General features: G+C 71.4%; 9 protein-coding genes and 2 pseudogenes. 1 reads left to right on the top strand and 10 read right to left on the bottom strand.

The features are described from left to right. A partial coding sequence (locus AC08OJ_RS13160) for a cation-translocating P-type ATPase (RefSeq protein WP_476595863.1) occupies positions 1-4,502 on the bottom strand: 4,502 nt, incomplete at its 3' end. A 127-nt stretch (positions 4,503-4,629) separates the two neighbouring features. Continuing rightward, positions 4,630-5,784: a hypothetical protein gene (locus AC08OJ_RS13155; RefSeq protein ID WP_476595862.1), complete on the bottom strand. Its 1,155-nt coding sequence runs from the start codon at positions 5,782-5,784 to the stop codon at positions 4,630-4,632. 188 nt (positions 5,785-5,972) lie between these two features. Between AC08OJ_RS13155 and AC08OJ_RS13150 the strand changes: the two are divergent. After that, positions 5,973-6,849 (top strand): annotated as a pseudogene (locus tag AC08OJ_RS13150) (SDR family NAD(P)-dependent oxidoreductase). Here AC08OJ_RS13150 and AC08OJ_RS13145 read toward each other — a convergent pair. From AC08OJ_RS13145 to AC08OJ_RS13110, 8 genes and pseudogenes are all read right to left on the bottom strand, one after another. Beyond that, the gene (locus AC08OJ_RS13145; RefSeq protein WP_476595864.1) at positions 6,737-7,804 is read right to left on the bottom strand and encodes an LLM class flavin-dependent oxidoreductase; all 1,068 of its coding nucleotides are present in this window, start codon (positions 7,802-7,804) and stop codon (positions 6,737-6,739) included. The pseudogene AC08OJ_RS13150 and the gene AC08OJ_RS13145 sit on opposite strands and share 113 nt — an antisense overlap. A gap of 74 nt (positions 7,805-7,878) precedes the next feature. Further along, positions 7,879-8,457 (bottom strand): hypothetical protein, encoded by a 579-nt coding sequence (locus AC08OJ_RS13140; protein WP_476595861.1) that lies wholly within the window; start codon positions 8,455-8,457, stop codon positions 7,879-7,881. A 105-nt stretch (positions 8,458-8,562) separates the two neighbouring features. Further along, complete coding sequence (locus AC08OJ_RS13135) at positions 8,563-9,639, bottom strand: hypothetical protein (RefSeq protein WP_476595860.1); 1,077 nt, start codon at positions 9,637-9,639, stop codon at positions 8,563-8,565. A gap of 138 nt (positions 9,640-9,777) precedes the next feature. Then, complete coding sequence (locus tag AC08OJ_RS13130; RefSeq protein WP_011434820.1) at positions 9,778-10,263, bottom strand: hypothetical protein; 486 nt, start codon at positions 10,261-10,263, stop codon at positions 9,778-9,780. Positions 10,264-10,619: 356 nt separating this feature from the next. Next, on the bottom strand, positions 10,620-11,399 hold the full coding sequence (locus AC08OJ_RS13125; RefSeq protein ID WP_476593603.1) for a hypothetical protein: 780 nt from the start codon (positions 11,397-11,399) through the stop codon (positions 10,620-10,622). Further along, the gene (locus AC08OJ_RS13120; RefSeq protein WP_476593604.1) at positions 11,396-11,875 is read right to left on the bottom strand and encodes an OmpA family protein; all 480 of its coding nucleotides are present in this window, start codon (positions 11,873-11,875) and stop codon (positions 11,396-11,398) included. The genes AC08OJ_RS13125 and AC08OJ_RS13120 overlap by 4 nt, the downstream gene beginning before the upstream one ends. Before the next feature lie 140 nt (positions 11,876-12,015). Next, a complete protein-coding gene (locus tag AC08OJ_RS13115; RefSeq protein ID WP_476593605.1) occupies positions 12,016-13,026 on the bottom strand; it encodes a class I SAM-dependent methyltransferase in 1,011 nt (336 codons plus the stop codon). 106 nt (positions 13,027-13,132) lie between these two features. After that, a pseudogene (locus AC08OJ_RS13110) lies at positions 13,133-14,434 on the bottom strand (serine/threonine-protein kinase); the annotation flags it as partial. Positions 14,435-14,579: the final 145 nt, after the last annotated feature.

The following is a 14,579-nucleotide window of genomic DNA, read 5'->3' as shown; positions in this document are numbered from 1 at the left end:
TAGGTGGCGGACTGGGGCCTGGAGGGGGCCTGGAGGAAGAAGGAGAGCAACGTCCCCGCCAGCGACGCGCCGATCGCGATCGACCAGCCCACCGGACCGAGCGGGGTGCAACCGAAGAACTGGCTGACGCCTGGCATCTGCACGATGGCGGCCAGGACGACCGCCGAGGCGACGATGCTCAGCAGGACCGTCCGGCTGCGGCCGCCGACGAGCAGTGTCTGGCCCAGTTGCGAGCCGACGAGCGCGGCGAGGCCGACCGTGTTCGCGTGCCGTCGGCGCCCGGTGAGGCGGGCGGTGATCCAGGCACCTGCGGCGGCGAGGGTCGTGGCGACCGTCCGCACCGCGATCTCCCGGTTCAGGGCGGTACCGAGGGAGCGCTCGGGACCCTCGCCGAGGAGCTGTCCGGTCACCTCCGGATCCGGCTCGCGCAGCGCGACGGCCAGGGCCGGGGCGAGATCGGTGAGCAGATTGACGAGCAGCAGTTGCCGCGCGGACAGCGGCGATCGCCCGGTGGCCATGGCGCCGAGGAGGGTGAACGCGATCTCGCCGAGGTTCCCGCCCACGAAGATGCCCAGGGCCTGGCGGACCGAGGCCCACATCGAACGGCCCTCGACGAGCACGTCGATGATCGTGTCCAGCTGGTCGTCCGTCACGATCACGTCGGCGGCGGCCCGGGCCGCCGGCGTGCCGCGCCGGCCCAACGCGAGGCCGACGTCGGCGAGCCGGATGGTGGGCGCATCGTTGGCGCCGTCGCCGGTCATCGCCACCGTCTTGCCCAGCCGCTGGTAGGCCTCCACGACCCGCACCTTGTGCAGCGGAGTGCCCCGGGCGATCACGGCCACCCTGGGCAGGACCGCGTCCAGGGCCTCGTTGTCCATGGCCTCGAGCTCGGCACCCGTCAGCATGATCTGGTTGTCGGTGAGCACTCCCAGCTCGGTGGCGATCGTCCTGGCAGTGGCCGGATGGTCTCCGGTCATCATCAGCACCTGCACGCCCGCGGCGCGTAGCGCCTCCAGCGACGCCCCGGCCGTGGTCCGGACCGGGTCGGAGAGGACAAGGAAGCCGAGGAAGGTCAACTCGGCCACGCTGTCATCGGTGAGTCCCTCGTCCGCCGGTCGGGGCGCGGAACCCAGGTCGCGATCGGCCACCGCGAGGACGCGGTAGCCCGCGCCCGCGAGCCGGCTGTGCTCCTGGATGAGCTTCGCCCGCCGGCAGTCGTTCAGCGGTGCCGTGCCGTCGGCGGTCCGGAGGCGGACGCACCGTGGCAGCAGCACCTCGGGCGCCCCCTTGACGCTCAGCAGCGTGGTCGTGCCGGCATCCCCCACTGCCGCGTGGTAGCCGCGGCCCGGCTCGAAGGGAAGCGAGGCCGTCGGCGACCACACGGCGAGACTGTACTCGCGGGTCACCGCAGCCGCGGCCGCTCCCTTCTGCACCGCGCGGTCGGTCGGATGCGGCAACTTCTTCTTTCCTTTGCCGCGCGGCGTGGCGCGTAGCCCGGCGGCCAGCACCCGCCGATGCGTCGGTCCGAACTCGGTCGCCGCAGCGGTATGCGTGCCGTCCGAGACGGCGTGCAGGCGGATCCTGCCCTCGGTGAGCGTTCCGGTCTTGTCGAAACCCAGCACGTCCACCCGGCCGAGGGTCTCGATGGTGCGGGGGTTGCGTACCAGCGCGCCCCGCGCCGAGAGCCGTCGGGCGGCGGAAAGTTGGGCGGCGGTGGCGAGGAAGGGCAGCCCTTCGGGCACCGCCGCGACGGCGAGCGCTACCCCGGCGCTGAGGGTGTCCCGGATCGGCAGGCCATGGATCAACCCGGAGGCCAACAGTGCCCCGGCGGCGCCGAGCGCCACCGGAATGGTGAGATCGGTAATTGTGGACAGTCGCGCCTCGACGCCGCTGAGCCGGGCGGGACCGGCGGTCGCGGCCATGCTGCGCCCCGCCTCGGTGGCCGGGCCGGTGGCCACCACCACGCCGGTGCCCCGCCCGCCGGCGACGGTCGTTCCTTCGTAGATCATCGAGGAGCGGTCCGCCAGGTTGGCGGCTGCTACTGGTCCGGGCGACTTCGTGACCGGCATGGACTCGCCGGTCAGCGACGACTCGTCGACGTCGAGTCCCGTCGTCGACAGGAGCCGGCAGTCCGCGGGGACGACATCCCCGGCCCCGACCATGATGATGTCGCCCGGGACCAGGTTGTCCGCCGGCAGCTTGGTCTCCTCCCCGTCCCGCAGCAACCGGGCCGGAACCGCCGAGACAGCGAACAGTCGGGCGAGCGCCCGGTCCGCCCGTAGCTGCTGGACCGCGCCGGCGAACGCCGAGCCGATCGCGACGCTGAGCACCAGACTGGCGTCCAGCACGGAACCGGTCGCGGCCGACAGCGCGGCGCCGCCGAGGAGGACGGGGGTGAGCGGGTTGGCCAGCTCGGCCGCGAACGCCCGGACGAGGCTGGGCGCGGTCGCCTGCATCGACACCGCGCCGTCCTGGCGGCGTCGCGCCGCATCCTCGGTGGACAGTCCACCCGGGCGGCTGTCCAGCCGAGCCAGGCAGTCCTCGGCCGGCAGGATGTGCCACGGGGTACGGGGGACCGCGAGCGGCGGGGGGCGGCGACCCAGTTCCCGCGCCGCCCAGATCCCCTCGCCGAGGGCGGCGGTGACCGCCGCGGTGACCATTGTCATGGCCCGGGACACCAGCCGCGAGTCGGCCCCGGTGAGCATGGCCAACGCGCCGGCACCCGAGCCCACCTGGGCGAGCCGCACCGCGTGCTGGCTCACCCGGGCGGCCGCGGCGACCGCCTCGACCACGAGGCTGGCGGCGGCCAGGTCATTCCCGACCAGGATGTGCGCCCCCCAGACCGGCGAGCCGTCGTGGCCGTTCACGCCGACGCCGCAGTCCGCGGTGCCGACCGCGGCCCGTCGGCGGGACACGACCAGGACGCCGCCGCGCTCGGCCTGCAGACCGCGGATCGCGCCGACGAGCCGGTCCCCCCCGGGTACCCCGGGAAGGTTGGTGTCCTCCGCTGTTCCGCCGGCGCCGGCGGGAAGGTCACCGGCGACGAACACCGCCCGCCCGGAACGGCGGCAGGCGGCCAGCAGGTGGTGGCTCCCCTCCGCCCGCCCGGGTACGATCGCCATCAGCCTGCTGCCCTGAGCCAGACCGAGCACCGTGTCCGCCCCGGACCGGGCCAGTTCGCGGCGCTCCCGGACACCGGTCCGGCCGCGCAGGCCGAGCTGTTCCACCGGCCCGAGGGCCCAGCCCTCCGCGGTGGCGACGGTGCTGATACCGGCCGGACGGAACAGGGCGTGCGCGCGGACCGCGACGTCGCTGCGGTCCGCACCGGCCAGCGGCACGACGTCGGCGATGATGCGTTCCTCGCTGCGCAGGACGTCGGCGTCGATGACGATGGTGTCGACGCGGTCGAGCACCCGCAGGGCCGCCGAATCCATGACGTGGACGCCGCGACGCGCCAGGACGCGGGTCAACTGGGCGGCGAAGCCCTCCCGCCCGACCCGGGCCGGGCGTGGCAGCGAGGTGGCGGCCAGCGCCGCGGCACGGCGCGGATTCCCGGTGGCGGCGGTGGCGGCCGCGAACCCGCCGAGTCCGGCGAGGTCGGCGTAGCGCTCCACGGGACCGTCCGGCAGCGGCCGCGGCCGTTCGGTCACCACCGGCTCGGCCGCGGCCCAGTCCGGATGACCGAGCAGCTCGTCCCGAGCCGCCAGGAAGGTGTCTCGGCGCGCACGCGCCTCGCCCAGCATGACCATCCGGTAGCCGGCGTCGACCGCGAGACCGAGATTCCCCTGCGCCAGGGCGAGGGCACCGGCATTGACCAGCCTGAGGACGACGTCAGCCCGGCCCGCGCCGAGCATCTGCTCCACCCACCGGCGTAGCCGGGGTTGAGTGTCGACGAGGGTGACCAGCGATGCGATCTCGATGGGCAGCGGCACCGCCCGGGCGAGCCGGCCCGCTGACGCCAGCGCGAACGCGACCCCGTCGGCGGCCAGTGCCGTGGCCGTCCGGCGGATCGGCGCCGCGAACCTCGGTACCGCTCCCGGCCTCGGTTCGAGCGCGACGCCCTCCACCCGGCCGAGGGCCGCGACCAGATCGTCAAGGGCGGGGGGCGGTTCGGCGAACCCGATCAGGACACATTGCAACGGCTCGTTGACCCGGGCCCACGCCACCCCGGGCTGATTCTCCAGTACTCGTTCCACCTGCCGGCGACGGGATTCGCCGGCCGGCCCGGAGATCCCACGGACCCCGAGACTGAGGAGGCGGTAGGCGCCGGCCTTCTCCCGCGGTTCGCCGGCCGCCGTGGAGCCGGCGATCTCGTGATCGACGCTGTCGTGATCGACGGCGCGGGGCGCGGGGGGCCCGAGTGCGGGGGAACCGGGCTTCGAAGCCGGACTCCACCCGGTCCGGGCATGGGCGAGAACCGTATGGGCGAGAACCGGCTGGATCACCGCCCCCAGGAGGGCGCTCGGCACGCGCAGGACGGTCCGGGCTGCGGGCAGACGCATCCGCGCGGCCTCCTCCTCCTCCTCATTGCGTGATCATCGCGTGCGGCGGGCGCGGGCCACGGCTGCCTCGTAGTCCTACCGACTACCCTCTCCGCCCGCTTACTAACTGATCGTTCTAGGCGGTCGGTTAGAACGAGGACCGGACGCCGTGGCTCTGCACCGCCCCCCGGGCGGTGGCCAGCGCCCGGGGCGAGAAGATGATGTTGGACTGGTCCATGAAACTGAAGGCGAACAGCCCGTCCAGGCTGAGCTTGCGCGCCTCGTCGCCGGCGAGCAGGGCGTGCATGTCCGCGTCCCAGACCGCCTGCGACCCCGACTTGAAATGCGCCACCATGACCGGGCCGTACTGTCCCAGCAGCTTCGTCATGTTCCGCACGTCGGCGGCGTTGGAATCGTTCCCCATCGCCTGGAAGCTCTGGAAGTCCGACGCCCGCAGCACGTCCGCGAAGTGTGTGATCAGGGAGCGGCCGTCGCCCTTCACCGGATCGTCCCAGCGGCTCTGCCAACCGCCCCAGCCCAGCGACACCCGGGCGTTGGGCGCCCCGGCATGGAAGATCTCCTGGGTCGCCAGGTACCGGTCCTGCAGAGCCCGGTAGTAGTTCGTGGTCTCGGGCGTGGCGGCCCACTCGTTGGACTGGCACGGATATGTCTGCAGCTCGGTGAAGAGCGTGACGTAGAGCGCCGGGCCGTTCGCGGGCCCGGCGAAGATCGAGGCGAGCTCGCGGGCGTCGGCGAGAAAGGCGCCGGACAACGGGTACTCCCGGCCGCAGGCGGGGCCATGGGAGGTCTGGAAGGTCCCCACGCTGCCGGTGCCGTCGAGCCAGACGACGAGATGAATGCCGTGTCCGGAATGGTAGACTTCGGGAATCAGGTCCGCCCGCCACTTCCGTAGGAAGCTCAGGTCGCCCGGGCCATTGTACCAGGTGGTGAGAAAGTCCAGGTCTCCGGCGAGCGGCGAGGCGAGGGCGCTGTCGAGCGCCGGCCCGAGGCCGAAGCGCAGCTTGCCCGGCTGGGTCGCCGGGACGGGTCGGATTCCCGCCGCCAACTCCCGCCGCCAGGGGCCGGGCCGCGGATCCCCGTCAGCGAGTGGTCCATGGGCGTCGTGTGGTGTATGGGCGGCGGGTAGGCCGGGAAGACTGACCGCGCTGGTGGGCCCTGGCCTGTCCGGGCTGCTGTCGTTGTGGCCGCGGTGTTCGTGACCGAGGGTCGCGACAAGAACGGCACTCATGGCGAGGAGGACGAGTACGCCGGGATGTCGGGACAGTCGACTACGTATGGACACGATCCTCCTGCCGCGGCTGCCGGGTAGCGGCGAAAGTGTAGTTGATTAGACGCGCATCGGAGTTATTTTTTGCGGGCGAGTCGAGCGGAGCGGGTGAGGGAATCCGACGATGATGGCGTTTCCTGGCATCGCCCCGTGGCGCGCCTGGCGCGCCCGCCCGCGCGGAACCCCGGCTGAGCAGGAGAAGCATGACCGCCGACCCGGATCTTCGGATGAGCACCGCTCTCATCACCGGCGCATCCTCGGGCATCGGCGCGGCGTTCGCCGAGGCGTACGCGGACCGTGGAGCCCGGCTCGTCCTCGTGGCGCCGTCCGAACCGAAGCTGTGGATGGTCGCGGAGCGCCTCGCTGCCCGGTACGGCACCGAGGCGCACGTCATCGCGGTCGACCTCGCCGACGAGCGTGGTCCGGACCGTCTCGCCGAGGCGGTCGCCGAAGCGGGCCTGGAGGTCGACATCCTCGTCAACAACGCCGGGTTCGGGACACGCGGCCCTTACCATGAGCTGTCCGCCGACCGGGATCATCGTGAGGTGATGCTGAACGTGGTGGCCGTCGAACGGGTCGCGCACCTGTTCCTGCCGGGCATGGTGGCCCGGGACCGCGGCACGGTCATCAACGTCTCCTCCACCTCCGGGTTTCCAGGCCGTCCCGTATATGGCCGTCTACGGGGCCTCGAAGGCCTTCGCCCTGTCGTTCTCGATCGGCCTGTGGGCCGAGTACCGTCGGCGGGGGGTCCGCGTCCTCGCGTTATGCCCCGGACCGACCGACACCGAGTTCTTCGAGGTGCTGGGAACCCGGATGTCCGCCGGTGGCCGGTTGCGGACCACGGACGAGGTGATCGCCACCGCGTTCCGTACCCTCGACCGCGGCCAGGCGTATGTCATCGACGGACGGCTGAACTACCTGGCCTCCAATGCCTCCCGACTGCTGCCGCGCGGACTGGTTGCGCGGATCACCGAACGGGTACTGCGCCCCGGCCGCTCGCGGCCGCCGGACCCGCCGACGTCAGTCCGCCGAGTTCGGCTACCAGCTCGTAGGAGCGGATCCGGTCCGCCAGCCGGGTGACGTTGGTGACGACCATGACCTCGTCGGGGCCCGTCTCGTCGAGCAGTGCGTCGATCCCCGCGCGAACCGTCACTGGGGAGCCGACGATGTGCGAGGCGGTGGCGGCCTCCGCGATCGACCGCTCCCGCGAGGTCCACGGGTAGGCTGCGGCCTCCTCGGGCGAGGGGAACACCCCGGGGCGGCCGGTACGCAGCCGCAGCATCGCCAGCCGCTGCGGTCCGGCCAGCCACTCCGCGCGCTCGTCGTCGGCGGCGCAGAATACCGCGGCGGCGACGAGCGCGTACGGTCGCTCCCGGCCGGGCGAGGGACGGAAGGACTTCCGGTAGAGCTCCAGCGCCGGCACTGTGTTCACCGAGCTGAAATGGTGCGCGAACGCGAACGGCAGGCCGAGCATGCCGGCCACCTGGGCGCTGTAGCCACTCGATCCCAGCAACCAGATGGGCGGCACCTCGGCCCGCGGGAACGCGGTGACGCCGTGCCTTGGGTGCGAGTCGGGGAAATCCCCCCCGGCCAGAAAGGTCGTCAGTTCGGCGAGCTGCGCGGGGAAGTCGTCGATGGCCGGCAGGTCGCTGGTGCGGCGCAGAGCCCGGGCGGTCGCGGGATCGGTGCCGGGAGCACGGCCGATACCCAGATCGATCCGTCCCGGGAAGAGGGTGCCCAACGTGCCGAACTGTTCGGCGATGGCGAGTGGCGCATGGTTGGGCAGCATCACCCCACCGGACCCCACCCTGAGGGTGGTGGTGGCCGCGGCAACCTGGCTGATGAGGATCGAGGTCGCCGAGCTTGCGATCCCCGGGATGCCGTGATGCTCGGCCAACCAGTATCGGGTGTATCCGAGCCTTTCGGCATGTCGGGCGAGTTCGAGCGTCCCGCGGACCGCGTCGGTGGCGGGGACGCCGGTGCCCACCGGGACGAGATCCAACACGGACAAGGGGACAGGTCGGGTCGGGCTCACGGCTGGTTGCAACGAAGCATCCGGCCGCGCTCTTCCCCGGGCACCGGGTACTTCCCCGGGCACCCCGGGGGCCATCAGCCGCCGACCGTCTCCATGTAGTCCTCGGCCACCTCGTCGAGATCGTCCGTCGGATAACCGAGGGCGACGCGCACCCGCCGCCGGCCGACCAGCAGGAGATCGAGCATGAAGTCGGGGACCGTGGCGTGTTCGCAGCGGTGGTAGCCCATGGTGAACCAGGCGTGGGCGTCGGTGAGCAGGCCGATTGACTCCAGGCTCTCGGCCACGGCCTCGTAGACGCCCGGATCGACCGACCGGGACGCCTTCAGCTCGGCCCGCAGCGCGGCCGCGTCGTCCGGCTGCCCGTTGCGCAGCAGGCCGTCATGCAGCCAGACGCGGGGATCGACCAGGCAGCCGCCGCCGTCTGCCACCGCCGCCCGGTAGCAGCGGATCGCCTCGTCCCAGTCGTCCGCAAGCCCGTACTGGCTGCCCGCGTCGACCAGCAGGGACGCCCGGGTGACGCGTTCGCCGTGCGTCTCGCTCTGTTCGGCCAAGGCCTCCAGAGTGGCCGCCGCGCCGCGATGGTCGCCGTTTCCCGCGGCCTTGAAGACGATCTCGTCTACGTCGTCATCCGAAAGGCCGTCATCCGAAAGCATGGGAATAGTGTCACTCCCGGTCGTGGGGTCGGCACGCGGGTGGCGTGCTCGTCGATGGCGGTCTCACATGCTACCCGTCGGCCGGATCAGTGCCCGTCGGCCGGATCAGGATCGACGGGCCATTTTGAGGGTCTTCTCCAACTGGTCGCGGTCCACCTCGGCGACCCGGCCGTTCGTCGGGACGGTCGGGATGTGGCCACCGCCGAGGACGAGGTCGGTGGTGTGTCGCAGGCCCATGTCCTTCTGCTCCACGTCCAGGATGGCCTCCTCGACCCGGTGGAGCTTCTCGATCCTGGAGACCTTCGCCTCGACCTGGGCCGCGACGATGCGCAGCCGCCGTTCGGCCTTGGCCAGCCGCCGTTCGAGTCGACGGTCGACGATGTTGGGCATCGGCTCGTCCCGTTCCGTCGGGTCGTGCAGGTAGAGTTCGACCGCGACGGCGACCAGCGGGATCAACGCCTGGAACACGATCATCGCGCTGCCGGTGCTCTCGCCGGCCGGTCCCTGGGTGCGTACCAGCACCCCGGCGATGGACAGCAGCAGGAAGATCGCGGTGGTGAGGGTCAGGGCCAGCGGCGACGATTTCGACTCCACCAGCTGCTCGCGGATCTCCGGATCGATCTTGAATCGGCCCGCGTCGGCGTCGGCGAGCATCTGCTTCTGGGCCCGCGCGAGGATCGACGCCTTGATGCCGTGGGCGAGCGCCACCCCGGCGATGAACACGGCGACCCCCAGCAGGCCGCCCAGCCACCATTCGGGCCTGTACCCGCCGACGTCGGCGAGGACGGCGTAGGACTGGGCGAAGACGTAGAAGTCCAGCGCCGCGAGCACCGTCAGCACCGCGGCCCGGGCCGGGCCCGCCAGCGCCATCTGCGGGATGCGTTCCTGCACCCCGACGCTGCGCCACAGCCGGCCCTGTTCGACCTTGTTCTTGATCAGCTCGGTCCGCTGCTCCCGGCGTTCGGCCCGGGAGTCGATCTCCATCCGGAGTTCGGCGATCAGCTCTTCCAGGGTCCGCCCGTCGGCCCGGACCGCAGCGCGGACCTCCTGGACCTCCGCGTCCTCAAGGCTCTTGAGGACCTTCGGGCGGGTCTCGGCGCCCGCCAGTGCGATGTCGGCGTCTCCCACCCGGCGGATGAGCTGCTTGGCCAGACGCCCTGGCTGGTTTCCCCTACGCAGCACCTTGGAGGTTCCTACTTTCCGATCTCGGTCCTTCCGGGTTCGACCGGACGGGTTCGACGGGACATTCGACGAGAGGTTCCACGGAGCTGTCGGCGGCGTCGTCGGCTGCTGGTCGGTGTGGTCGGTGTGGTCGGCGGGTCAGTCGATCGGACGGGCGAAGGTGCCGCCGACGAAGCAGAGCATGGCGCAGACGATGCCGAGCACCGAGGCGACCATCGCCTCGCGCGCACCCTGGGCCTCGTCACCGGAGAAGACCATGGTCAGTACGAGCGTGCCGACCCCGACGACCGCACCGACGGCCCCCAGCAGGAATCGTCGCTGGATGGTCTCCCGCGGCGGCAGCCTGGACAGCGCGTCGATCGGGGCGATCCGGCCAGCCCGGGCCTGGTTGCCCACGCGACGGCGGATGTCGCGCAGTCGGAAGGTGTTCCCGGTGATGAAGAAGCTGAGCGCGGTCACGATCATCGAGCCGGTGACGGAGACCTTCGCGAACGGCGACGACAGGGTCAGCCAGACCCAGATCTCCAGCACCGCGAGCATGAGCAGACAGCTGGTGATCACGACCGTCGAGCGCATGAGGGCCGGGCTGAAATGCTGCTCCTCGGGCTCGTGAAGAACACCCATGGGTCGCCTCCTTGCGTGGGTTTCCACCGGTGCTGTCGCGATCATCAGTGGCTCGGATGTGTCGGCGTGGTGCGCGCCGCGGCGGATGCGGGCGGGGTGTTCCGGGATCTCGGGTGCCCCGGCGACGGTCGCGGCTGGACCGGAGGTAGCGGTGAGAGTGGTCAATGCAGTGCCGCTTTCGACGGGACCGGGCTGGTCGGGGGCATGAGGATGACGACGCCGGGTGTCCGGTCGGGGCGGAGCCGTCCTAGCTGCAGTCACTGCTGATCCGTCGGCACAGCTCGCCCTTGAGATAACGGGCGAGGTCCTGCTGCGGGCGGTCCGCCGATCCCTCGTTGACGCCGATGAAACGCACCTTAGCCGTTTCCGACGGAGGTGATCTGCTTCGTCTCGACGCACCGTTTGACCAGTGCCTCGGCGATCGACACGGAGGCCTTCTTGCCGTCGACGTTGAGGCAGTCGGACTCCTGACCGGTACCCAGGAGGTCCGTCCAGACCAGCACGGTCACCTCGTCGACCTTCACGTCGGGCGTGGAACGGACGGCGTTGATCTCATCGTTGATGCCGGCAAGCAGGCCCGTCACGCTGCCCTTCGGGCTGATCTGCTCGGTTTGGATGATGTGGTCGATCTCCTGGCTGAGCACCTTCGACGCGGCGAGCCGGTCCTTCTCCTCGCGCTGGTCGTTGTTCCGAGTGATCTGGAACATCCGGTCGCCGTGGAAGCAGTCCGAGTAGGTCATCGGGCCGCCGCCGCTGGCGACCAGCCGGATGTACTCGCCGTTCTCCAGCGCGGTGTCGAGATAGGGCTGGGCCCGGGCGGTCACCCGCCCGGCCGTCTCGGGTGAGTTGTCGGACAGGTCGAGAAGGATCAGTAGCAGGGATGCGCCGTTGTCCGGCGCCTTCTCCTGGTATCGGGTGCAGTCCAACGGAGCGGAGGCGTCGGCCTTGCCCAGTAGACCGCCGGTGTTGCAGGCGGTGAGCATCGGCGCCGCGAGCAGCGTCGCCGCGACCAGGCCGGCGAGCCGCCTGCGCCGGACCCGTCGCCGCGGCCCGGCAACCATCAGATCGTCCTTGGTCGCATCCTCGGCCGCCGCCGTGGGAGCGACGGGAACAGCGACGGGAACATTGCTCGTCATCGCAGCACGATCTCCACTCGGCGCCGGCTCGCGTCGGCGACGCCGTCCTGCGCGCCTTCCTCGCCCTTGCCCTTGACCTCCAGCACCGAGCCGGGGATGCTCTGAGTCGCAAGCCACGACTCGACCGCCCTGGCGCGATCCTGCGACAGCCGTAGGTTGTCCTCGGTCCGACCCAGCCCATCGCTGTACCCGATGACCGCGATGTGGCCGGGGTGTTCACGGATCGACGGCAGGATCTGCCCCAACGCGGTCACGGCCTCCCTCCGGAGCTCACTGCTGTTCGAGTCGAACAGGTAGTCGGCGCTGACCGTCGTCACCTGGCTGCCGTCCGGCTGGGTGATGAACTTGCTCAACGGCGGCAGGGGATCAGCCTCGACGGCGGGCGCGATCCGGGTGGCCCGTGGCACCGGGGTGAACGAGGCGGTGTCGCCGCCGCTGGAAGAGCACCCGGCCACGAGCATCAGTGCCGCTGTCATGACCACGCCCGCGCACGCGCGGGCGGCCGGATTGCCGCGTCGCCTGAACGTGACATCTCCGGGTGTGGAGTGAGCGTGATACACGGTCTGCCCCTAACGGCGAATCCGGGGCTCACCATAACGGGGGGGATCGGGCCGTCTCACCGCACCCTGGGGCGTTGTGTGCATAGTGTGTCAGCCCGTTGCCGCGTTGAGTCGGCGGCCTGGTGTGCGCCGCATTCGTACTGATCGGCGCCCGATGCCCCGGAAGGGAGCTGAGTTACGAAGATTGAGGTGGAGGGGACGTACCTGCCCCGGATCGGTCCCCACTGCCCCCAGGTCCGCTCCTGGCCGGGAGGCCATTCCGGTTCGATGACGTCGAGCAGGATCAGTCCCGCGGCGACGATCTCGCGGACCCGGTCGCCCATCGTGCGGTGCGTCTCGGTGTAGATCGCGGTGCCCTGCTCGTCGTGCTCGGTGTAAGCGCGTCGGTCGAAGTAGCTGTGGAAGACCCGCAGGCCGTTCTCGTCCGGGTCATCCGGCAGGCACCAGACGAACGGATGGGTCGTGGAGAACACCCAGCGGCCACCCGGCCGCAGCACCCGGGCGATTTCCCGCATCACGGTGCCACTGTCGGCGACGAACGGGACCGCGCCGAACGCCGAGCAGGCCACGTCCACGCTGGCGGCCGCGAACGGGAGCGCCGCGGCGTCCGCCTGGACGAGTGGCACGTTGATACCGGTGCGGATCCCGAGCGCGCGGGCCTGGTCCAGCTGACCGCCGGACAGGTCGAACCCCACCACCCGGGCGCCCTGCCCGCGCAGCCAGCGGGCGCACTGCGCGCCGCCGCAGCCGACTTCCAGGACCACCTTGCCGGCGACGTCGCCGAGCAACCCGATCTCGGACTCCCGCAGTCCCTCCGGGCACCAGCAGAAGTCGCTGTCGCCGAGGAACGCGCCGTGCTCCGACTGGTAGTCCGCCGCGGCATCGTCCCAGTAGAAGCGGCTCGCCCGGCGGGCCGTGCCCGGGTCGATGTCACGGTAGCCATAGGCTGGCAGCGGCGCGGAGCCGTCCTGATCGGCGTGGCTCGGGCTGGTGCGGTCGGTCGGGCCGGTGGTGTCGGTGCTGTCGATTGTGCCGGTGCTGCCGGCGATGTTGTCTGGACTTTTCACGGTGACCCATGCTGGCACCCGGGCCCGCGGCCACACCGCTCGAGATGGGCGTTAGGTCACGATCGGGGCCTGTTTACGAAGCGTGATGGGTGACGGCCGTGCCGATCACCGCGACCGCGTCGTCGATCATACTTGCCCGCAGCGCCGTGACGGGCGGGAAGAGCGTGCGGGTCGGGGTGCGGACCGGTATGGACCGCAGCTGGCCGGATTCGCCGGACACCGTGGTGACCACCTCGTGCCAGTGCGGGACGCCCCTGGGCACGCCGGCGTCGAACAGCTCGGTGGCCGTGGTGATGCCCAGGCTGCGTTCGCGGCGGCCGCCGGGGGCCGTGGGATCGACGAGAACACGCGACACCCGGTAGGAGGCGCCCTGCGTGGCCGACGGTTCCCATCGGAGCAGGACCGCGCCGTCCTGCTCCACCGCGGTGAGCTCCATCGGGGCGGCGGGATAGCCGGTCTGCGGCGCGTCGGGATCGACGTGCCCGCCGGACACCTGGCTGGGCACCTGGGTGGGCGCCGCTCCGGCGGTGGGCCCTGGATGCCAGGACAGCTCGTCAACGTGGGCCGCCCGACGCGGCGGATCGGCCTGGGCCGCCCGGGTGAGCAGCTCGCGCGCCCGGGCCGGGGTCATCCGCCGGCCGGGGTCCTTCTCCAACAGGCCGTCGAGCACCGCGGCCAGCTCGCCGGCCCGGTGCGCCGGGGCGGGCGGGTGCAGCAGGATGGCCGCGAGCATCGCGCCGAACGTGTCCCGCTCGAACGGCGGCCGGCCCTCGACGGCGAAGTACAGCGTGCCGCCCAGGCTGAACAGGTCCGCCTCGAAGGTGGCGGGCTGGTTGTTCAGCCGCTCCGGCGCCATGTAAAGGGGGGTCCCGAGGACACCGGTGACGGTGAGGGTCGGGTCGCCGTCGCCGGTGGCGATGCCGAAGTCGGTGAGCACGACCCGTCCGTCGGTCCCGATCAGGACGTTCGACGGCTTGACGTCACGGTGAACGATGCCATGCGCCCGTGCCGCGACGAGGGCGTCGAGCACCGCGGTCCCGATCCGGGCGACCTCGGCGACGGGCAGGGGCCCGTCGGACCGGACCACCTCGAACAGGGACCGAGACGGCACGAGCTCCATCACGATCCAGGGCAGGCCGTTCTCCAAGAGCACGTCGAGGATGGTGACGACATGCGGATGGCTGCGAAGCTTGGCCGCGTGGCGCGCCTCCCGCAGGGCGCGTTCGACCCGGTCCGCGCGTTCGGCCTCGGCGACTCCGCCGGCGAACTCGATCTCCTTGAGGGCTGCCTCGGTCTCCAGCACGGAATCGAAGGCACGCCACACCGTCCCCATCGTACCCGCACCCAGCCGCGCGACAAGTCGGTATCGGCCCGCCACCATACGGTTGCCTACCGGAACGGTAGCCACGACACCCCCTTGGCTTCCTCCATTGTCGCAGGACAGCTTCCCAGGTGGACGGAAATATCGAGACGCTGCCGGGCAGCCCGCTCGCCGGGAGCCCGTGGACCCGGGCACCCGCGTGACCCCGGGCCGGGGTCGGGTCGGGTGAGGC

The organism is Frankia sp. CgKIO3 (genome assembly GCF_977946435.1).
Note: the sequence above shows the minus strand (reverse complement) of the source record. Positions and strands in the feature narration are given on the sequence as shown.

What these genes read in the sequence shown, in the direction of transcription:
- AC08OJ_RS13125 (WP_476593603.1), bottom strand. Translation starts at nt 11,399, where the DNA reads ATGACGAGCAATGTTCCCGTCGCTGTTCCCGTCGCTCCCACGGCGGCG.
- AC08OJ_RS13120 (WP_476593604.1), bottom strand. Translation starts at nt 11,875, where the DNA reads ATGACAGCGGCACTGATGCTCGTGGCCGGGTGCTCTTCCAGCGGCGGC.
- AC08OJ_RS13130 (WP_011434820.1), bottom strand. Translation starts at nt 10,263, where the DNA reads ATGGGTGTTCTTCACGAGCCCGAGGAGCAGCATTTCAGCCCGGCCCTC.
- AC08OJ_RS13140 (WP_476595861.1), bottom strand. Translation starts at nt 8,457, where the DNA reads ATGCTTTCGGATGACGGCCTTTCGGATGACGACGTAGACGAGATCGTC.